The organism is Marimonas arenosa, from assembly GCF_030848945.1.
Classification (GTDB): Bacteria; Pseudomonadota; Alphaproteobacteria; order Rhodobacterales; family Rhodobacteraceae; genus Marimonas; species Marimonas arenosa.
In genome coordinates this window covers 888,267-907,026 of record NZ_JANHAX010000001.1, presented here as the reverse complement: position 1 = coordinate 907,026, position 18,760 = coordinate 888,267, and the positions used below count along the sequence as shown (strand labels likewise).

Annotated in this window: 21 protein-coding genes; 18 read left to right on the top strand and 3 right to left on the bottom strand. The window is 63.8% G+C overall.

Features of this window, described 5'->3' with window-relative positions; translation table 11 throughout:
- The first annotated feature begins 76 nt into the window (after positions 1-76).
- From NO357_RS04430 to NO357_RS04360, 15 genes are all read left to right on the top strand, one after another.
- On the top strand, positions 77-1,264 hold the full coding sequence (locus tag NO357_RS04430) for a phage portal protein (RefSeq protein WP_306734395.1): 1,188 nt from the start codon (positions 77-79) through the stop codon (positions 1,262-1,264).
- Positions 1,257-1,490: a GTA head formation protein, RCAP_rcc01685 family gene (locus tag NO357_RS04425; RefSeq protein WP_306734394.1), complete on the top strand. Its 234-nt coding sequence runs from the start codon at positions 1,257-1,259 to the stop codon at positions 1,488-1,490. The genes NO357_RS04430 and NO357_RS04425 overlap by 8 nt, the downstream gene beginning before the upstream one ends.
- Before the next feature lie 21 nt (positions 1,491-1,511).
- Positions 1,512-2,090: an HK97 family phage prohead protease gene (locus NO357_RS04420; protein WP_306734393.1), complete on the top strand. Its 579-nt coding sequence runs from the start codon at positions 1,512-1,514 to the stop codon at positions 2,088-2,090.
- Between the two features lie 35 nt (positions 2,091-2,125).
- On the top strand, positions 2,126-3,307 hold the full coding sequence (locus NO357_RS04415; RefSeq protein WP_306734392.1) for a phage major capsid protein: 1,182 nt from the start codon (positions 2,126-2,128) through the stop codon (positions 3,305-3,307).
- 161 nt (positions 3,308-3,468) lie between these two features.
- A complete protein-coding gene (locus tag NO357_RS04410) occupies positions 3,469-4,068 on the top strand; it encodes a head-tail connector protein (RefSeq protein WP_306734391.1) in 600 nt (199 codons plus the stop codon).
- On the top strand, positions 4,065-4,403 hold the full coding sequence (locus tag NO357_RS04405) for a head-tail adaptor protein (protein WP_306734390.1): 339 nt from the start codon (positions 4,065-4,067) through the stop codon (positions 4,401-4,403). Before NO357_RS04410 ends, NO357_RS04405 begins: the two co-directional genes overlap by 4 nt.
- The gene (locus NO357_RS04400; protein ID WP_306734389.1) at positions 4,400-4,810 is read left to right on the top strand and encodes a DUF3168 domain-containing protein; all 411 of its coding nucleotides are present in this window, start codon (positions 4,400-4,402) and stop codon (positions 4,808-4,810) included. Before NO357_RS04405 ends, NO357_RS04400 begins: the two co-directional genes overlap by 4 nt.
- Positions 4,811-4,839: 29 nt before the next feature.
- Positions 4,840-5,256 (top strand): phage major tail protein, TP901-1 family, encoded by a 417-nt coding sequence (locus NO357_RS04395; RefSeq protein ID WP_306734388.1) that lies wholly within the window; start codon positions 4,840-4,842, stop codon positions 5,254-5,256.
- Positions 5,257-5,261: 5 nt separating this feature from the next.
- The gene (locus NO357_RS04390) at positions 5,262-5,582 is read left to right on the top strand and encodes a gene transfer agent family protein (protein WP_306734387.1); all 321 of its coding nucleotides are present in this window, start codon (positions 5,262-5,264) and stop codon (positions 5,580-5,582) included.
- Positions 5,575-5,787, top strand: a complete 213-nt coding sequence (locus NO357_RS04385) for a rcc01693 family protein (protein ID WP_306734386.1) — start codon at positions 5,575-5,577, stop codon at positions 5,785-5,787. Before NO357_RS04390 ends, NO357_RS04385 begins: the two co-directional genes overlap by 8 nt.
- Positions 5,780-6,442, top strand: coding sequence for an RcGTA-type gene transfer agent tail tape measure protein (locus tag NO357_RS04380; protein WP_306734385.1), 663 nt, complete (start codon positions 5,780-5,782; stop codon positions 6,440-6,442). The genes NO357_RS04385 and NO357_RS04380 overlap by 8 nt, the downstream gene beginning before the upstream one ends.
- Positions 6,443-6,455: 13 nt before the next feature.
- Positions 6,456-7,088: a DUF2460 domain-containing protein gene (locus NO357_RS04375; protein WP_306734384.1), complete on the top strand. Its 633-nt coding sequence runs from the start codon at positions 6,456-6,458 to the stop codon at positions 7,086-7,088.
- The gene (locus tag NO357_RS04370; protein ID WP_306734383.1) at positions 7,088-7,972 is read left to right on the top strand and encodes a phage/gene transfer agent baseplate hub protein; all 885 of its coding nucleotides are present in this window, start codon (positions 7,088-7,090) and stop codon (positions 7,970-7,972) included. The genes NO357_RS04375 and NO357_RS04370 overlap by 1 nt, the downstream gene beginning before the upstream one ends.
- Position 7,973: 1 nt before the next feature.
- Positions 7,974-8,408 (top strand): NlpC/P60 family protein, encoded by a 435-nt coding sequence (locus NO357_RS04365; protein WP_306734382.1) that lies wholly within the window; start codon positions 7,974-7,976, stop codon positions 8,406-8,408.
- Between the two features lie 12 nt (positions 8,409-8,420).
- A complete protein-coding gene (locus NO357_RS04360) occupies positions 8,421-12,338 on the top strand; it encodes a baseplate multidomain protein megatron (RefSeq protein ID WP_306734381.1) in 3,918 nt (1,305 codons plus the stop codon).
- A gap of 6 nt (positions 12,339-12,344) precedes the next feature.
- Here NO357_RS04360 and NO357_RS04355 read toward each other — a convergent pair whose 3' ends face one another.
- A complete protein-coding gene (locus tag NO357_RS04355; RefSeq protein WP_306734380.1) occupies positions 12,345-12,686 on the bottom strand; it encodes a TraR/DksA family transcriptional regulator in 342 nt (113 codons plus the stop codon).
- Positions 12,687-12,771: 85 nt separating this feature from the next.
- On the opposite strand from NO357_RS04355, the gene cysE reads away from it, so the two are divergent.
- Entirely contained in the window at positions 12,772-13,581 is an 810-nt protein-coding gene (gene cysE, locus NO357_RS04350; RefSeq protein ID WP_306734379.1) for a serine O-acetyltransferase, read from the top strand.
- 35 nt (positions 13,582-13,616) lie between these two features.
- Here the strand turns inward: cysE and NO357_RS04345 are convergent, their stop codons facing one another.
- Positions 13,617-14,498: an alpha/beta fold hydrolase gene (locus NO357_RS04345; RefSeq protein ID WP_306734378.1), complete on the bottom strand. Its 882-nt coding sequence runs from the start codon at positions 14,496-14,498 to the stop codon at positions 13,617-13,619.
- Positions 14,495-15,868: a M20/M25/M40 family metallo-hydrolase gene (locus NO357_RS04340; protein ID WP_306734377.1), complete on the bottom strand. Its 1,374-nt coding sequence runs from the start codon at positions 15,866-15,868 to the stop codon at positions 14,495-14,497. The genes NO357_RS04345 and NO357_RS04340 overlap by 4 nt, the downstream gene beginning before the upstream one ends.
- A gap of 260 nt (positions 15,869-16,128) precedes the next feature.
- Here NO357_RS04340 and hemA point away from each other — a divergent pair, with 260 nt between their 5' ends.
- Positions 16,129-17,358, top strand: coding sequence for a 5-aminolevulinate synthase (gene hemA / locus NO357_RS04335; protein WP_306734376.1), 1,230 nt, complete (start codon positions 16,129-16,131; stop codon positions 17,356-17,358).
- A 112-nt stretch (positions 17,359-17,470) separates the two neighbouring features.
- Positions 17,471-18,697: a helix-turn-helix domain-containing protein gene (locus NO357_RS04330; protein ID WP_306734375.1), complete on the top strand. Its 1,227-nt coding sequence runs from the start codon at positions 17,471-17,473 to the stop codon at positions 18,695-18,697.
- Positions 18,698-18,760 lie beyond the last annotated feature (63 nt).

Below are 18,760 nucleotides of genomic sequence, written 5' to 3'. Positions count from 1 at the left end.
TGAAACGAGACCGGAAGCGACTGCGGCTGCGCAGGGTAAAGCTCTGGGACTGAAAGAGAAACGTGAGGAGAGCCGGATGGCGGTGTTTGATTTCTTCAAAGCGCGGGAGCGGGAAATCCCGGAACAGAAAGCCAGCGCGACGGGACCGGTTCTGGCCTATCACGGGGCGGGTCGCGTGGCGTGGAGCCCACGCGACACGGTGACGCTGACGCGGACCGGTTTTTCCGGCAACCCGGTGGGTTTCCGCTCGGTCAAGATGATCGCAGAGGCCGCGGCGGCGCTGCCGCTGGTGCTGCAGGACAAGGCGCAGCGTTTCGATACCCATCCGGTGCTGAACCTGGTGCAGAGCCCGAATCCGGCGCAGGGGCGGGCGGAACTGTTCGAGGCGCTTTACGGCCAGTTGCTTCTGACTGGGAACGCCTATCTGGAGGCGGTGAGCGGCGAGGCGGTGGTGCCGCTGGAGTTGCATGTTCTGCGCTCGGACCGGATGAGCCTGATCCCGGGTCACGACGGGTGGCCCGTGGGGTATGAATACGCCGTAGGCGGGCGCAAGCACCGCTTCGACGTGAGCGAGGGCGTGCCGGCGGTCTGCCACATCAAGAGCTTCCATCCGCAGGATGATCACTACGGACTGAGCCCGATGCAGGCGGCGGCGCAGGCGGTGGATGTGCACAATTCCGCCTCGCGCTGGTCGAAGGCGCTACTGGACAATGCCGCGCGACCGTCCGGTGCCATCGTCTACAAGGGCGCCGAGGGGCAGGGCGCGCTGTCGGCCGATCAATACGACCGGCTGGTGGCCGAGATGGAGGCGCATCACCAGGGCGCGCGCAATGCCGGGCGGCCGATGCTGCTGGAGGGCGGGCTCGACTGGAAGCCAATGGGGTTCAGCCCGTCGGACATGGAGTTCCAGAAAACCAAGGAGAGTGCGGCACGCGAGATTGCGTTGGCCTTCGGGGTGCCGCCGATGCTGCTGGGTATTCCCGGGGACGCGACCTATGCCAATTACCAGGAGGCCAACCGGGCGTTTTATCGGCTGACCGTACTGCCGCTGGCGCTGCGGGTGACGGCGGCGGTGGCGGACTGGCTGTCGCAATTCGCCGGTGAGGCTCTGGACCTGAAGCCAGATCTCGACCAGGTGCCGGCGCTGGCCGCCGAGCGCGATGCGCAATGGGCGCGCGTCGCCCGCGCGGATTTCCTGACCATGACCGAGAAGCGGCGCCTGTTGGGCCTGCCGGTGCTCGCCGAGGACGGTGCGGATGGTTGACGAGGAACGGCGATACGGGTTCGAGGCTTTCGATTGTGCCCCGGCGTTGCGGCTTGAGGCGCACGAGCGGGTCTCGACCCTGCAACATGACGGGCTGGCGCGGCGGCTCGAAAAGATCGAGTTGATGATGGAGCGACTGGAAAAGCGTTTGTGGCTCACGGTTTACGGTATCGTGGCGATCATCCTGGCGCAGGCGGTCCAGTCGATCCTGGCGGCAACGCCCTAAGGTTTTCAGATGGAGAAAGAGATGGATTTCGAGACCGGACTGGAACGGAAATTTTGCCGCTTCGATGAAGAATTGAGTGTGCGTGAGGCCAAGGATGGCACAGTCATTGAGGGGTATGCCAGCCTGTTCGGGGCGCGTGATCAGGGCGGCGACGTGGTGGAGCAGGGTGCTTATGCCGCCAGTTTGAAGCGGCTCAAAGCGGACGGGCGCAACGTCAAGATGCTGTGGCAGCACGATCCGGCGCAACCGATCGGCATCTGGGACGACGTGCGCGAGGACGGCAAGGGGCTCTTCGTCAAGGGCCGGCTGCTGGAAAGCGTCGGCCGGGCCCGCGAGGCGGCGGCACTGATTGCCGCCGGCGCCATTGACGGGCTCAGCATCGGCTATCGCACGCTCAAGGCGGTGAAGAATGACAAGGGGCTGCGGCTTCTTAAGGAACTGGAGCTTTGGGAAGTGTCGCTGGTGACGTTCCCGATGCTGCCCAGTGCGCGGGTGGGGGCCAAGGGCGACGCGTCTGCGGACGATCTGTCAGTGGCCGATGACTGGCGCGAATTGGCGGCGGCCCTCAGGGACGCGAGCCGGGAACTGGCGCGCGACTGACGCGGGCCGAGACCAAGCGACGAAGGAAAACGGCAATGACCAAACCCGAGAGCAAGGCTCGGGCCGGAGGAGATCTGTCTCCGATGCCCGAGGTGACGTCGGCCCTGAGTGGTTTCGTGAGCGATCTCAGGAGTTTCAAGAGAACTATTCATTCTAAACTTCAACAACAGGAAGAGCAATTGACCATGCTTGAACGAAAGTCCCAAACCATGCGTCGCCCGGCCCTGGCCGCGGCGGCCGACACCGAGACACCGCATCACAAGGCGTTTGATGCCTATGTACGCACCGGCGACGACGACGCGCTGCGTGGCCTGGAACTGGAGGGCAAGGCGATGAGCACCGCGGTGGCGTCGGATGGCGGCTATCTGGTCGATCCGCAGACAGCCGAGCAGATCAAGAGCGTGCTCGAAAGCACCTCGTCCGTCCGCGCGATCGCCAATGTCGTCAATGTCGAGGCGACGTCGTATGACGTGCTGATCGACCACACCGATGTCGGCGCCGGCTGGGCCACTGAAACCGCGTCCGCGACCGAAACCGCGACCCCGTCGATCGACCGGATCGTGATTCCGCTGCACGAGTTGTCGGCGATGCCGAAGGCGTCACAGCGTCTGCTTGATGACAGTGCCTTCGATATCGAAGGCTGGCTTGCCGGCCGCATCGCCGACAAGTTCGCCCGCGCTGAAGCGGCGGCCTTTATCAATGGCGACGGCAGCGACAAACCGGTGGGGATCCTTACCCACACCGCCGTCGACAACGACAGCTGGACCTGGGGCAATGTCGGTTATGTTGCCACCGGCGCGGCCGGTGATTTCAACGGCGGTGACGCCATCGTCGACCTGGTCTACGCGTTGGGCGCCCAGTATCGCGCCAACGGTACTTTCATGATGAACTCAAAAACCGCGGGGGCCGTGCGCAAGCTCAAGGATCTCGACGGCCGCTTCCTTTGGTCGGATGGTCTGGCCGCGGGCGAACCCGCGCGCCTGATGGGCTATCCGGTCCTGATTGCCGAAGACATGCCCGACGTCGCGACCGACTCGTTCTCGATTGCGTTCGGCGATTTCAACGCCGGCTATACCGTCGCCGAGCGCCCGGACCTGCGCGTGCTGCGCGATCCGTTCAGCGCCAAGCCGCATGTTCTGTTCTATGCGACCAAGCGCGTGGGGGGCGACGTGAGCGATTTCGCCGCGATCAAGTTGCTGAAGTTCGGCGTGAGCTAAGCACGGTCGGTTGGGGGCGGGCGACCGCCCGTCCCCGGCGCGCGCGGCCTGACTTCAGGCGCCCACCAGCTCCTCCCCTCCGTCCGGGCGGCGTTGGGCCCGCGCGCCGCATCGACCGGTCGGGACGGGCCTGGGGAAAAGGGAAATTTCGGAGTATTTCCATGATGTTGATCGAAGAAACACCGATTCCGCTGTCGGCGTTGCCGGTGGCCGAATTCAAGGCGCATTTGCGGCTCGGGTCCGGTTTCGCCGAGGACAGCCTGCAGGACTCGGTTCTGGAAAGCTTCTTGCGCGCGGCCATTGCGGCGATCGAGGCACGGACCGGTAAGATCCTGATCGCGCGCGAATTTTCGTGGACGCTGACGGCATGGCGCGATCAGTTGGGTCAGGCTCTGCCGGTGGCGCCGGTGAGTGCGATCCTGGACCTGGTCCTGATCGACGCAGCGGAAGGCGAAGAGATCGTCGATCCGGTGCTCTACAGGCTGGTACAGGACATGCAGCGGCCGCGGATCGCACCGACGGGCACACTATTGCCGACGGTGCCTTCGGGTGGGGCGGTGCGGGTGCGTTTCGCAGCGGGTTTCGGTGCAGGCTGGAGCGACCTGCCATCTGATCTGGGTCAGGCGGTGTTGCTCCTGGCGGCGCACTATTATGAGTACCGGAACGAGACCGGCCTCGGCGATGGTTGCATGCCCTTTGGCGTAACCAGTCTGATCGAACGTTACCGCACCGTGCGGCTGTTCGGAGGGGCGGGGCGATGACGCAGGTTAGGCTCAGCCGCAGGTTGGTGCTGGAAACGCCCGACCGGGTGCCGGACGGCGCAGGCGGGTATGTCGAGGGGTGGACGCCGCTGGGCGAGATCTGGGCGCAGATCGCGGCGCGCACGGGGCGCGAGAAGCAGGGAGAGGCGGTGCCGGTGTCAAATGTCGGCTACCGCATCACCGTGCGCGGTGCACCGGTGGGCAATTCGATGCGGCCGCAGCCGGATCAGAGGTTTCGCGACGGCGCGCGGCTCTATCGCATCCTCGCGGTGACCGAACGCGACCCGGACGGGCGCTACCTGACGTGTTTCGCAGAAGAGGAGGTGGCGGCATGAGCTATGGCGTTTCGTCGGCCTTGCAGGCTGCGGTGTATCAGCATCTGGCTGCGGATTCGGCCTTGGGGGCCCTGGTCGGGGCGGCGATCTATGATGCGTTGCCCTCCGGCAATCTGCCCAGCACCTATGTCACGCTGGGCCCGGAGACGGTGTGGGAGCGGTCCGACAAGACCGGACCTGGCGCGCTGCACATGCTCACGGTCTCGGTGGTTACCGACACCGCCGGGTTCCAAGCGGCCAAGGACGTGGCGATGGCGATCAGCGACGCGCTGGAGGACGCCGATTTGAACCTGGCGCGCGGGAGCCTGGTTTACCTGAATTTCGACAGGGCGGTGGCCAAGCTCGAAGGCACCGGCACGCAGCGGCGCATCGATTTGCGGTTTCGCGCCCGAGTGCAGGACGTTTGACCCTTTTTTGACAAGACTGGAGATAGAACATGGTGGCGCAGAACGGCAAGGACCTTCTGATCAAGGTGGATCTGACCGGCGACGGCAGTTTCGGGACGGTGGCGGGGCTGCGTGCGACGCGCGTGAGCTTCAACGCCGAGAGCGTGGATGTCACGAGCCTGGAAAGCCAGGGCGGCTGGCGCGAGTTGCTGGCTGGCGCCGGCGTGAAATCGGCGGCGATTTCAGGTTCGGGCGTCTTCAAGGACGAGGCCAGCGATGAGCGCGCCCGGCAGATTTTCTTCGATGCCGAGACGCCGGATTTCCAAGTGGTGATCCCGGATTTCGGCACTGTCGAAGGGCCGTTCCAGGTGACCGGTTTGGAATACGCCGGATCGCACAATGGCGAGGCGACCTATGAGCTGTCGCTGGCCTCGGCCGGTGTGCTGACCTTCACGGCGGCGGTGTAACGCGCATGGCCAATCCGTGGACGGGGGAAGTCGCGTTGGTCATCGACGGCAGGCGCCGCCGACTGAAGCTGACGCTGGGGGCCCTGGCCGAGCTTGAGGCAGAGCTGCAGAGCGGATCTCTGGTCGACCTGGTCGAGCGCTTCGAGCAGGGCGCGTTTTCCAGCCGTGACGTGCTGGCGCTGATCGTCGCCGGACTGCGCGGCGGTGGCTGGCAGGGCGAGGCGCGTGACCTGCGGGCGGCCGAGATCGAGGGCGGCCCGTTGGGCGCGGCCAGGGCCGCAGCCGAGCTGCTGGCGCGAGCGTTCATGGTGCCGGGCGATGGCTGAGTCTGTGGCCTTCGACTGGCTGGCGCTGATGCGGGCGGGGATGCGTGGGCTTGGGCTGCGACCGGCCGAGTTCTGGGCGCTGACGCCCGCGGAACTGCAATTCCTGCTGGGGCCCGGGCGGGCCACGGCTCCGATGGGCCGGGCGCGGCTCGATGAGCTTTTGAGCGCCTATCCCGATGAGCGAGGAGACATGACAAATGGCTGATTTCGATAGCCTTCAGGACCTGGACGATCAGGTTGATGCACTGGAGCAGACACTGGGCCAGGCCGCCGATATGGCCGCCGGCTTCGACGCCGAATTGCAGCGTATTCGCAGCTCTTTGGCCGAGACCGGTTACGACGTGGCGACACTTGAGCGGGGGCTGAGCCGCGGTTTGCGCCGGGCCTTCGACGGCGCGGTGCTGGATGGGATGAAACTGTCGGACGCGCTGAACGGTCTCGCGCAGTCGATGATCAACGCTGCCTACAACGCCGCCGTGAAACCGGTGACAGACCATGTCGGCGGGCTGTTGGCGCAGGGGATTGGCCGTCTCGTCGGCGGGCTTTTCGGATTCAAGGACGGAGCGTCCTTCACCCAGGGTCGGGTGGTGCCGTTCGCCAGCGGCGGTGTGGTCGGCGGACCCACGTATTTCCCGATGCGCGGCGGACTGGGCCTGATGGGCGAAGCCGGTCCCGAGGCGATCATGCCGCTGTCACGCGGGCAGGACGGGCGCCTTGGGGTGCGCGCCGAGGGCGGCGGACGCCCGATCAACGTGGTGATGAACATATCGACGCCGGATACGGCCAGCTTCCAGCGCAGCCAGGGCCAGATCGCGGCCCAGGTCGGGCGGATTCTGGCGCGCGGTCAGCGCAACAGGTAAGGAGGGTCAGCCCATGAATTTCCATGAGGTTCAATTCCCGACCAATCTCAGCTTTGGGTCGGTCGGGGGGCCCGAGCGACGCACCGACGTGGTGACGCTGGCCAACGGGTTCGAGGAGCGAAACACACCGTGGGCGCATTCGCGCCGGCGTTACGATGCCGGGGTGTCGATGCGTTCGCTCGACGATGTCGAGGCGCTGATCGCCTTTTTCGAAGCCCGGCAGGGACAGATGTACGGGTTTCGCTGGAAGGACTGGGCCGACTACAAGTCCTGTCCGATCAGCCGGGAGCCGGCCCACGGCGACCAGGTGATCGCTGTCGGGGATGAGGTCACGACCGGTTTCCAGCTGATGAAATCCTACGTCTCGGGCGAGCAACGCTATGTTCGGCCGATCTCGAAACCGGTGGCGGGCTCGGTGCGGGTTGCCATCGCGGGCGTCGAACAATTCGAGGCGGTGCACTACCAGATCGATACCGCGACCGGCTTCGTACACTTCAATCACCCGCCCGATATCGGCGCTGAGATCACGGCCGGTTTCGAATTCGACGTGCCGGTGCGGTTCGACACCGACCGAATCGTCACCAACGTGGCGAGTTTCCGGGCCGGCGACGTGCCCAACGTGCCGGTGGTGGAGGTGCGGGTCTGATGGGCGTTAAGGGCGAATTCCTGACCCACCTCGAGAGCGGCGTGACCAATGTCTGCCGGGCCTGGGCGATCACGCGCACTGACGGGATGACCTTTGGCTTCACCGATCATGACCTCGATCTTGCGTTCGACGGGGTCAGGTTCAAGGCAGACAGTGGTCTCAGTGCCCTGGCGCTGCAGCAGGCAACCGGGCTGGCGGTGGACAATACCGAAGCGCTGGGCGCGCTGAACGATGCGGCCGTGACCGAGGCGGATATCGAGGCCGGGCGCTTCGACGGAGCCGAGGTGCGGGCCTGGCTGGTGAACTGGGCCGCTGTGGCGCAGCGGCAGCTGGTGTTCCGCGGCACCATCGGTGAACTGAAGCGCGCCGGTGGCGCCTTCCGGGCCGAGCTGCGCGGGCTGGCTCAAGCGCTCAACCGGCCGATGGGGCGGGTCTATCAGAAGCCCTGCACCGCCGTGCTGGGCGACGCGCATTGCGGGTTCGACGTGACCCAGCCGGGCTACGGCGTTGAAGTGGCGATTGAACAGGTCGAAGACCGAAGCCGCTTTACCTTCTCCGGCCTCACGGGATTCGGGCCGGGTTGGTTCGAACGCGGGACCCTGATCGGGCACGACGGAGAGGCGCAGGGGCTGCGCGGCATCGTCAAGCGGGATCTCGAGATCGACGGCAGTCGCGTGATCGAATTGTGGACCCCGATGCGGGCCGAGATCCGTCCGGGCGATGTGGTGCGTTTGTTGGCGGGGTGTGACAAACGTATGGAGACCTGTCGTTTGAAGTTCGACAACCTGTTGAACTTTCGAGGCTTTCCGGACCTCCCCAGCGACGACTGGATGATGGTGCAACCGGCGCAGTCGGGCGAGTTGACCGGTGGGAGCCGGCGCTGAAATGGCTGGTCGCGGAGACATCGTCGTGGCGGCCGCGCGAGGCTGGATTGGTACGCCCTACAGGCACCAGGCGGCGGTCCGTGGGGCGGGTTGTGACTGCCTGGGCCTCATTCGGGGCGTCTGGCGCGAGATCGAGGGAAGCGAGCCCGAACAGGTGCCGGCGTATACCATGGACTGGTCCGAGCCGCAGGGCGAAGAGCGGCTGTGGGCCGCGGCGCGCCGACACCTGCTGCCGGCGGACCCCAACCCAGCGGCGCCGGGAGACGTGATCTTGTTCCGGATGCGGGCCGGGTCGGTTGCCAAACACCTGGGCATCATTGGGCACACCGGGTGCGAAGGCACCTTCATTCATTCCTATTCGGGGCATGGCGTGGTCGAAAGCCCGCTCAGCACCCCGTGGCGCCGCCGGATCGTGGCGCGGTTCAGATTTCCGTAAGGGAGAGGCCGGATGGCAACGATACTTCTTTCCGCGGCGGGCGCCGCAATTGGCGGCTCGATCGGCGGCACGGTTCTGGGGCTCAGCTCAGTCGCGATCGGACGGTTTGTGGGCGCGTCCATTGGCCGGGCAATCGACCAGCGGATCATGGGAGCAGGATCGGACGTGGTCGAAACCGGTCGGGTCGAGCGTTTTCGACTGACCGGCGCGGGCGAGGGCGATCCGGTGGCGCAGGTCTATGGCCGGATGCAGGTGGCAGGCCACGTGATCTGGGCCACGCAGTTTGCCGAATCGGTCAATGTGTCGGGCGGTGGCAAGGGCGGGCCGCCGAAACCCAAGACCCGGAGCTATTCCTATTCGGTGAGCCTGGCGATTGCGCTTTGCGACGGCGAGATCAGTTCGGTCGGGCGGGTCTGGGCCGATGGGGTGGAGATTTCGAAGGACGACCTCAACATGGTGGTTTATCGCGGCACCCGCGACCAACTGCCGGACCCGAAGATGGAAGCGGTGGAAGGGGCGGGGCAGGTCCCAGCCTATCGCGGTACCGCCTACGTCGTTTTCGAGGATCTTCAGCTCGAACGGTTCGGTAACCGGGTGCCGCAGTTCGCCTTCGAGGTCACCCGTCCGTCGCAGCCGGACCTCTTCGATGCAGAGGATAATCTTGCGCATGGTGTGCGCGGCGTGGCGCTTCTGCCAGGCAGCGGCGAATACGCGCTGGCTACAACCCCGGTTGGGTATAGCCAGGGGATTGGCAAAACCGAGATGGCCAATATCAACACCCCTGCAAGCAAGCCGGATTTTCTGGTCTCGCTCGAGCGGATGCGGGACGAACTGCCGAATTGCCGCTCGACCTCGCTGATTGTGAGCTGGTTTGGGGACGACCTGCGGTGCGGCGAGTGCACGATTAAACCCAAGGTCGATCAGACCGAGTTTGACGGCGCCGAGATGCCCTGGCACGTCTCGGGATTGGCCAGGACGGCGGCAGAGGTGGTGGCGCAGGATGGTGAAGGACGCCCGGTCTATGGCGGTACGCCGGCCGATGCAGCGGTAATCCAGGCGATTGCGGCGCTGCGGGAGGCGGGGCAGGACGTGATGTACTACCCATTCATCCTGATGGATCAGGTGACGGGCAACACGCTGCCCGATCCTTACAGTGATGAGGACAGCCAGCCGGTTCTGCCCTGGCGCGGGCGGATCACGCTGTCCGAGGCGCCGGGACGCGACGGCAGCCCGGATGGAACGTCTGGCGCCGACGCCGAAGTGGCCGCCTTTTTCGGGACCGCCACCGCGGCGGATTTCGCCGTCTCTGGCGATACGGTGAGCTATGACGGGCCCAGTGAGTGGGGCTATCGCAGGTTCATTCTGAATCAGGCGGCTCTCTGCGCGGCAGCGGGCGGAGTTGAGGCTTTCTGTATTGGCTCGGAAATGCGCGGCCTGACGCAGATCCGCGGGCAGAGCGGATTTCCTGCAGTGAATCAATTGATGACGCTGGCAGCAGAGTGCCGGACGATCCTGGGGGCCGGAGTGAAGATCGGCTATGCCGCCGACTGGTCGGAATATTTCGGCTACGTGACGCCTGAGGGCGATCGGTACTTCCACCTCGACCCGCTCTGGGCCGATGGCAATATCGACTTCGTCGGTATCGACAACTACATGCCGCTCAGCGACTGGCGCGACGAGGTGGATCATCTCGATCTGGATCGGGCCGAGACGATCCATGACCTGGATTACTTGATGGGCAACGTCGCGGGTGGCGAGGGCTATGACTGGTACTATCATTCACCCGAGGCCCGCGCGGCGCAGATCCGAACGCCGATTACCGACGGCGCGCTTGGTGAGCCCTGGATCTGGCGCTACAAGGATATCCTGAACTGGTGGCGCAACAGCCATCACGAGCGGATCGACGGCGTAAGGCAGGCCACGCCCACCGCCTGGGAGCCGGAATCGAAACCGATCTGGTTCACCGAGTTCGGCTGCGCGGCCATCGACAAGGGTACCAATCAGCCGAACAAGTTTCTTGATCCGAAATCGTCGGAATCGGCGCTGCCGTACTTTTCGAATGGACAACGCGACGAATTCATCCAGATGCAGTATCTTCGGGCCATGTTCCGTCATTGGGCGCAGCCGGAAAACAACCCGACCTCAAGCGTTTATGGCGCGCCGATGGTGGATATGGGCCGCGCCCATGTCTGGGCCTGGGACGCGCGACCCTATCCGTTCTTTCCCGGCAACGCGGCGCTTTGGACCGACGCTACGAACTATGCGCGTGGTCATTGGATCACCGGGCGGGCCTCGGCCCGGGCACTGGCCTCGGTGGTCGAGGAGATCTGCCTGGCGGCAGGGCTTGCGGACGTCGACGTGACGCGGCTACGCGGCGTCGTGCGCGGCTATGCGGTCGCCGAGGTTGACGACGCCCGCGCGGCCTTGCAGCCTTTGATGTTGCGCTACGGGTTCGATGCGGTCGAGCGCGACGGCGCCGTGACCTTTGTCATGCGCGACGGGATCGCGGACGCGACGCAGGAAGTCGCGACCCTGGCCGTTCACGATGATATCGAAGGCGATGTCGAGCGTCTGCGCGCATCAGAGGCTGAACTGGTCGGGCGGGTAAGGCTGCGCTTTGTCCAAGCCGACGGCAGTTTCGAGGTGCTGTCGGAAGAGGCCGTGCTGCCCGATGAGGCGACCCATGCGGTGGCGACCAGCGAGATCCCCGTCGCGCTGACCCGCGGCGAAGGTCGGCAGACGGTCGAGCGTTGGCTCAGCGAGGCGCGTGTCGGGCGCGATACGGCCCGCTTTGCGTTGCCGCCCTCACGGCTTGATCTGGGGCCCGGCGACGTGGTGCTGCTGAAGGACGAGAGCCGAAACGACTTGATGCGGATCGATCGGATCGAGATCGGCGGGTCCCAAATCGTCGAGGCGGTGCGGATCGAACCCGAAACCTATCGCGCGGTGGACATGACCGAGGACGCGGTGTCTCTGGGTGAGTTCGTGCCACCGGTGCCGGTATTCCCGTTGTTCCTCGATCTGCCGCTTATGACTGGCGATGAGGTGCCACATGCTCCGCATATCGCCGTGACGTCAGAGCCCTGGCCGGGCTCGGTGGCGCTTTACAGTTCGAGCACAGACAGCGGCTACGAACTCGATCGCCTGATCGCCGGGCGGTCCACAGTGGGGGTTACGAAATCCGATCTCGGTCGCGCTGGTCCCGGGCTCTACGATCGCGGCGAAGGCCTTGTCGTGGAACTGACCTCGGGCACGTTGTCCTCGGTGGAGGACGCCGCGTTTCTGGGGGGTGCCAACCTGGCCGCGATTGGCGACGGCACGCCGGGTGGGTGGGAACTCTTGCAGTTTCGCGACGCGGAGTTGGTTGGTGAAAACACCTGGTTGCTCAATCATCGTCTGCGCGGCCAATTGGGCAGCGACGCCTGGACACCTGCGCTCTGGCCCGCGGGCAGCATGTTTGTGCTGCTCGACGGCATTCCCGAGCAGATCGACCTGAAGGACGGGCAACGCAACATCGCGCGTCACTACAGAGTCGGGCCGGCGCGTCGTGCCTATGAAGATCCCTCCTACCGGCATGAGGTGCTGGCTTTCCAAGGTATCGGGTTGCGGCCGCTGTCTCCTTGTCATCTGTCGGCACGAGACATCGGCGGGGGCTTGCTGAAGGTCAACTGGATCCGCCGCACCCGGATCGGTGGCGACGCCTGGGACCGCGCCGACGTTCCGCTCGGGGAAGAAAGCGAAACCTATGTTGTCCGGGTGGTCAGCAATGGCGGCGTGGTCCGAGAAACCGAACTCGGCACGGCCACCTGGCTCTATAGCCAGGAATCGCGGGCGGCCGACGGGTTGGCGGGGCCCTACGAGATCCAAGTGGCCCAGGTCTCGGCTCTCTATGGACCGGGAGCCTATTCCAGCCTGGCGATGATGGCCTGAGGCCAGTCAGACGCCCGCGGCGCAGGACACGCAGCGGGTCGTGGCGGGATCGAACGCAAGCCGGCCGGCTGCGATCTCTTCGCCGCAATCCTCGCAGCAGCCGTAGTCGCCTTCGTCCATGCGCGCCAAAGCGGCTTTCAGGCGCCGGGCCTCAAGGTCACGCCGCGCTTGGGTCGCCTTTGCCATAGCCTGGTTCTGCAGCGGGTCCATTCGAGACAGCCGTCCGACCGACTGCTGATCGAGTTCGACTGTCTTCTGCCCATCCTGTCCCAGTGCATCTTGCGCCACAAGCTCGGCCAGCTGCATCTCGATGGTTTTACGGAAGCGGGCGACGTCTTTTTCATTCATTCCGGTTATTTTCCCGATCACGGCTTTGCGTTTGGCGAAAGCGCCTTATGTGAAGTAGAGTGCATGCGAAAGAGGACGGATGCAAATGGCTGAAACGCGCAAGAAACTCGCTGAGCTCGACCCGGTCTGGGCCCAGATCGTGAGCGAGGCCGAACGGGCCGTTCGGGAAGAACCGCTGTTGGGTGGTTTGATTCACTCCAGCGTGCTCTATCACGGGTCGCTGAAACGGGCCTTGTCCTATCGGATTTCGATGAAACTCGCTTCGGGTGAGATGCCCGAACAGCTTATCCGCGAGATCAGCGACGAGGCGCATGACGCGGATCCGACGCTCGAAACTGATGCGCGCGCCGATATCGCGGCGGTCTATGACCGCGATCCGGCCTGCCACCGTTTCCTGCAACCGCTTTTGTTCTTCAAGGGGTTTCAGGCGGTGCAGGCGCATCGTGTGGCGCATTGGCTGTGGAACACGGGCCGCAAGGATCTGGCCTATTTCTTCCAGATGCGGGTGTCGGAGGTGTTTTCGATCGACATTCACCCCGCCGCACGGGTTGGCAAGGGGATCATGATCGACCATGCCCACGCCATCGTGATCGGGGAGACCGCGGTGGTCGGCGACAACGTTTCGCTGCTCCATTCGGTGACGCTGGGCGGAACCGGCAAGGAAGACGAGGACCGCCATCCCAAGATCGGCAACGGCGTGTTGATCGGCGCCGGGGCCAAGGTGCTGGGCAACATCAAGGTGGGCAACTGCTCGCGCATCGCTGCCGGTTCTGTGGTGTTGACCGAGGTGCCGCCCTGCAAGACCGTGGCTGGCGTGCCGGCGCGGATCGTCGGCGAGGCGGGATGCGCGCAGCCGGCGATCACCATGGATCAGATTCTTAAAAGCGGCGCTTAAGTCACTGGAAAAAAACGAAAGGGCGTCCTTTGCTTTCAGAGGGCCTTCTTTTGTTTTGTATAGAACATACGCAGCGCCTGGACAGTTGCGTCAGGCGCTGTGTCCGGGAAGAAATGGCCTCCGGGAATGCTGGCTGAGCGGATGTCGGTCAGCCGGTCGGCCCATGTGGCGGCTACGTCATAGGCCCTGGCCATGGCCCCGTCGGCCCCGTAGAGCACCAGAGAAGGGCAGGAAACGCGGCGCCCGAGATCGGCTGCGTCCAGCCCGAAATCCACTGCGATTGCAGCCCGATAGTCATGGCACATACCACGGATCGTCTCTGGATCGCGCCACGCCTCGCGGTAAGAGGTCAGTTGATTGGCCGCGAAATCCTCGAGCCGTGCCGACCCCCATCCGAGCAGGCAGGACTCGAAAAAATGGTCCGGGTCGGCGCCGATCATCGTTTCCGGGAAAGGTTCGGGCTGGGCCAGGAAAAACCAGTGATAATAGGCGGTTGCAACCTCTTTTGAAAGATTGTCCAGAAGCAGGTGGGTGGGAACAATGTCCATCAACGTCAAGCTGGCGACCCGGTCGGGCGCGTCCAGCGCCATACGATGGGCGGTGCGCCCGCCGCGGTCGTGGCCGGCAAGGTGGAAGCGGTCGAGGCCCAGCGACGACATCAGGTCAAGCTGGTCGCCGCCCATTTCGCGGAAGCTGTAATCTTCCATTCGACCCGGTTTCCAGGACCCACCATAACCGCGCAGATCGGCCGCGATCACGGTGAATTCTGTTGCCAGCGCCGGCGCGATCTCGGCCCACATCGCGCGGGTCTGGGGAAAGCCGTGCAGCAGCAGGAGCGGCGGTCCGTCGCCGCCACGCGAATAGGCGATGTGGCGCGGGCCGTCCTCGAAGAGGTGATCGGAAAACCCCGGTATCATGTCGTCAACGCGTGCAGGATCCGCGCCCAACTGCGCATACCCTTGTGAAAACTTTCAAGGTTGTATTTCTCATTCGGGCTGTGGATCTGGTCGTCGTCGCGGCCAAAGCCGATCAGCATCGAATCCATGCCCAGCAGGTCCTTGAAATACCCGGCAATCGGGATCGAGCCACCGCAGCCGATATAAGAGGCCGGTCGGGGCCACTCGTCCGAAAGGGCCTTCAGCGCTTTCTCGAAGGATGGGTTCTCGATCGACATCTGCGACGCTTTCGACCCCTTGCCGAGCGGGAACTCGACGCTGAAATCCGGCGGCAGTCGGTCTTCGACATGTTTGACGAAGGCGCGGTGGATCGCGTCGGGATCCTGATCGCCGACGATGCGGAAACTGATCTTGGCATGGGCCTGAGAGGGAAGGACGGTCTTGAATCCGTCGCCGGTATAGCCGCCCCATATACCGTTGACGTCGCAGGTCGGGCGCGACCAGATCTGTTCCAGCGGCGTATGGTTCTTTTCACCGGCCGGTTCGCTCAGCCCGACATCGCCGAGAAAGGTTTTGTGGTCGAAATTCAGATTTTGCCACTGGCTACGGATCGCGTCCGACAATTCGGGCACCCCGTCATAGAAACCTTCAAGAGTGATACGGCCCTGGTCATCATGCAGATCGGCGATGATGGTAGACAGTACCCGGATCGGGTTCATGGCCACCCCACCATACATGCCGGAATGCAGGTCGCGCGATGGTCCGGTAAGTGTGATCTCTTCGGCGACCAGTCCGCGCAGCATGGTGGTGATCGCGGGCACCGCGCTTTCGAACAGACCGGTGTCGCAGATCAGGGCTATGTCGGTCTTCAACTCGTCGGCGTTCTCTTGCAGGAACGGCACCAGCGAGGGCGAGCCCGATTCCTCTTCGCCTTCGAACAGGAAGGTAATGCGGCAGGGCAAGACGCCATGCTCGGCTTTCCAGGCGCGACAGGCTTCGACGAAGGTCATGAGCTGCCCCTTGTCATCCGAACTGCCGCGACCGCGGATCACCTGGCCCTGGTCGGTGTCCTGCAATTCGGGGTCGAAAGGGTCGCGGTCCCACAGTTCGAGCGGATCGACCGGTTGCACGTCGTAATGGCCGTAGAACAACAGGTGCGGGCCGTCACCTTCGACATGACCCACGACCATCGGATGCCCGGCGGTGTCGCGTTTCGAGGCTTCGACACCGAGGCTTTGCAGGTCGCGAACCAGCCAGTCCGCGGCGCGATCGCAATCGGCTGTGTAAGCCGGATCGGTTGAAATCGAAGGGATGCGCAGCAAGTCAAGCAGACGGTCGGTGGCAGCGGGGAGGTCGGCATCAAGACGGGCAAGAACGGCATCAAGGGACATCTGGGAACTCTCCTGTCGGCGGGGTTTGCGCGAAGTCTAGCGCCGCGTTGGGCCGTGTCCAGTCGTCCGCGGCGTTTGTTCGGCGCAGGGCGGGACGATCTTGATTTCGGTCAAGGCTGACAAGGGGCGGCAAAATGTAACCTGTTTTCAAAATGCGGCTGGGTCTATACCATGCCGATGTTGCGAACAGGGCCGCGGCCCGCTCCGGAGCGGACATATCCGAAAAGGAACCCGGAGCTCAGAATTGGAGGGGATGTCGCGTGAACTACACGGCTCAGTTGGATAAGGCGATCAATCGTTTGCACGAGGAAGGCCGCTACCGGGTTTTCATCGATATCGAACGCGAGAAGGGCAATTTCCCGCATGCGGTGTGGTCCAGGCCCGATGGGACGCAGAAACCTGTTACCATCTGGTGTGGCAATGACTATCTGGGCATGGGACAGCATCCGGAGGTGCTGGCCGCTATGCACGAAGCGATCGATGCGACTGGCGCAGGTTCGGGCGGTACGCGCAATATTTCCGGGACCACAGTCTATCACAAGCGTCTCGAGGCCGAGCTTGCCGATCTGCACGGTAAAGAAGCAGCGCTTCTTTTTACCTCGGCCTACATCGCCAACGACGCCACGCTGTCCACTCTGCCCAAGCTGTTCCCCGGGCTGATCATCTACTCCGACGAGCTCAACCACGCCTCAATGATCGAGGGCGTGCGCCGCAACGGCGGGGCCAAGCGCATATTCCGTCATAACGACGTCGAACATCTGCGCGAGCTTCTCGCCGCCGACGACCCGGAGGCGCCGAAACTGATCGCCTTCGAATCGGTCTATTCGATGGACGGCGACTTCGGGCCGATCGAGGCGATCTGCGATCTGGCCGATGAATTCAACGCGCTAACCTATATCGACGAAGTGCATGCCGTGGGCATGTACGGCCTTCGGGGCGCGGGCGTGTGCGAGCGCGACCGACTGATGCATCGGATCGACATCATCAACGGCACGCTGGCGAAAGCCTACGGCGTGATGGGCGGTTATTTCGCGGCTTCGGCCAAGATGGTGGATGCTATCCGTTCCTATGCGCCGGGTTTCATCTTCACGACCTCGCTGTCGCCGGCGATTGCGGCAGGGGCGGCGGCGTCGGTTGCGTTTCTCAAGACATCCGAGGGCCAAAAGCTGCGTGATAAGCATCAGGAGCAGGCAAAGGTTCTGAAAACCCGCCTAAAAGGGCTGGGATTGCCGCTCATCGATCACGGTAGTCACATCGTGCCGGTGATCGTCGGAGATCCGGTGCACACAAAACAGTTGTCCGACATGCTGCTTGAGGATTTCGGCATCTATGTCCAACCGATCAATTTCCCAACCGTGCCGCGCGGGACCGAACGTTTGCGTTTCACGCCGTCGCCCGTTCACGGTCCGGACGAGATCGACAAGCTGGTGCATGCGATGGACGAGCTTTGGGCGCATTGTGCGCTGAATCGTGCCGAACTAACTGCCTAGAGGCATGCTGCATATGCAAATACGCTTGTATTATGCTATCGATATGCCATGAGAAATTGCGAGTCGCGCTGGGGTTGATGTGCGATTCGGGGGGCTTAGCTGGGGCAGGGTGATGATCGGGCGCAGATCCAAGCGCGAGACCGAGGTGGAAGATGCCGAACCCAAGTGGTTCGACGATTTTGACCTGCGTCTTGGCGATGTCATGCGCGGCGAGCGTGCGACCTTGGGCAAATCCCTCCTCGATGTTCAGCGAGATTTGCGGATCAAGGCCGCCTATATCGCGGCGATCGAAAACTCCGATCCGTCGGCATTCGACACACCTGGTTTCATCGCAGGCTACGTGCGCTCCTATGCGCGTTACCTGGGTATGGACCCGGACAAGGCGTTCGCCGCGTTTTGCGCCGAAAGCGGCTTCTCCACAGCCCATGGCATGTCGTCCGCGGCTTCAACGATCCGCAAATCGGAAAGTGGCCTCGCCTCGAACGGGCCCAGCGACATGGACCTCGAGTCCTCGCTGCGGGTGGGGTTGGGATATTCCAGTGTAGGCGAAAGCTTTCTGTCGCATATCGATCCGCGCGCCGTGGGCTCGATGATCGTGCTTGTGGCGCTGATCGCGGGGCTGGGGTTTGGTGGCTGGACAGTGCTGAACGAAGTGCAGCGTGTTCAGGTTGCGCCGGTGGAACACACGCCGACGGTTCTGGCCGAACTCGATCCTTTGGCTTCGGTTGCGCCGGCCGACGCCGGTGCGGGTGCCGAAGAAATGGCGGGAGCCGGTGTTTTCTCACCGCCGGCTGACGCACTTGACCGGCTGTATCGTCCGCAAGCGCTGGACGAACCGGTTCTGGTGGCTCGCGATGCGCCGATCTCGACGCTCGATCCTGCCTCGATTGGCACTTTCGTCAATCTGGGCGAGACCAGTCCGGTCGCGTCGGCGCCGCAGAGGCTGGCCGAGTCTGAGCAACAGCCGCAACCATCGGTGCCGCAGGTTCTAGCCGACGCGCCGACGGGGGTGGTGCTTTTCGCGGTGCGGCCGGCGTGGGTGCGGGTACGCGCGGCGGATGGCTCGATCGTGTTCGAGAAGATTCTCGAAGCCGGTGAGGAATATGAGATTCCGCCCGAACTCGAGGCGCCGACCCTGCAGGCCGGGATGTCAGGATCACTGTATTTTGAGATCGACGGCGAGCTTTTCGGCCCCGCCGGTCAGGGCACATCGACCGTACGCAAGCTGTCGATGGCGCGCGCCGACCTGCTCGACAGCTTCCAACTGGCCGATTTCGCGCAGGACCCGGAGCTGTCGAAGATCATCAACATGGCCGAGGCGCAAAGTCTGCAGGAGTGACCGCGTTGCAGTTGTGCGATGACGGAACTATCTAACCTCCATGACTCAGGGCCCTGCCAGGAA

Coding starts and splice junctions, on each gene's coding strand:
- NO357_RS04415 (WP_306734392.1), top strand. CDS start 2,126: ATGACCAAACCCGAGAGCAAGGCTCGGGCCGGAGGAGATCTGTCTCCG.
- NO357_RS04345 (WP_306734378.1), bottom strand. CDS start 14,498: ATGATACCGGGGTTTTCCGATCACCTCTTCGAGGACGGCCCGCGCCAC.
- NO357_RS04395 (WP_306734388.1), top strand. CDS start 4,840: ATGGTGGCGCAGAACGGCAAGGACCTTCTGATCAAGGTGGATCTGACC.
- NO357_RS04385 (WP_306734386.1), top strand. CDS start 5,575: ATGGCTGAGTCTGTGGCCTTCGACTGGCTGGCGCTGATGCGGGCGGGG.
- NO357_RS04405 (WP_306734390.1), top strand. CDS start 4,065: ATGACGCAGGTTAGGCTCAGCCGCAGGTTGGTGCTGGAAACGCCCGAC.
- NO357_RS04390 (WP_306734387.1), top strand. CDS start 5,262: ATGGCCAATCCGTGGACGGGGGAAGTCGCGTTGGTCATCGACGGCAGG.
- NO357_RS04430 (WP_306734395.1), top strand. CDS start 77: ATGGCGGTGTTTGATTTCTTCAAAGCGCGGGAGCGGGAAATCCCGGAA.
- NO357_RS04380 (WP_306734385.1), top strand. CDS start 5,780: ATGGCTGATTTCGATAGCCTTCAGGACCTGGACGATCAGGTTGATGCA.
- NO357_RS04410 (WP_306734391.1), top strand. CDS start 3,469: ATGATGTTGATCGAAGAAACACCGATTCCGCTGTCGGCGTTGCCGGTG.
- NO357_RS04340 (WP_306734377.1), bottom strand. CDS start 15,868: ATGTCCCTTGATGCCGTTCTTGCCCGTCTTGATGCCGACCTCCCCGCT.
- NO357_RS04360 (WP_306734381.1), top strand. CDS start 8,421: ATGGCAACGATACTTCTTTCCGCGGCGGGCGCCGCAATTGGCGGCTCG.
- NO357_RS04330 (WP_306734375.1), top strand. CDS start 17,471: ATGATCGGGCGCAGATCCAAGCGCGAGACCGAGGTGGAAGATGCCGAA.
- NO357_RS04365 (WP_306734382.1), top strand. CDS start 7,974: ATGGCTGGTCGCGGAGACATCGTCGTGGCGGCCGCGCGAGGCTGGATT.
- cysE (WP_306734379.1), top strand. CDS start 12,772: ATGGCTGAAACGCGCAAGAAACTCGCTGAGCTCGACCCGGTCTGGGCC.
- NO357_RS04370 (WP_306734383.1), top strand. CDS start 7,088: ATGGGCGTTAAGGGCGAATTCCTGACCCACCTCGAGAGCGGCGTGACC.
- NO357_RS04425 (WP_306734394.1), top strand. CDS start 1,257: ATGGTTGACGAGGAACGGCGATACGGGTTCGAGGCTTTCGATTGTGCC.
- NO357_RS04375 (WP_306734384.1), top strand. CDS start 6,456: ATGAATTTCCATGAGGTTCAATTCCCGACCAATCTCAGCTTTGGGTCG.
- NO357_RS04420 (WP_306734393.1), top strand. CDS start 1,512: ATGGATTTCGAGACCGGACTGGAACGGAAATTTTGCCGCTTCGATGAA.
- NO357_RS04400 (WP_306734389.1), top strand. CDS start 4,400: ATGAGCTATGGCGTTTCGTCGGCCTTGCAGGCTGCGGTGTATCAGCAT.
- NO357_RS04355 (WP_306734380.1), bottom strand. CDS start 12,686: ATGAATGAAAAAGACGTCGCCCGCTTCCGTAAAACCATCGAGATGCAG.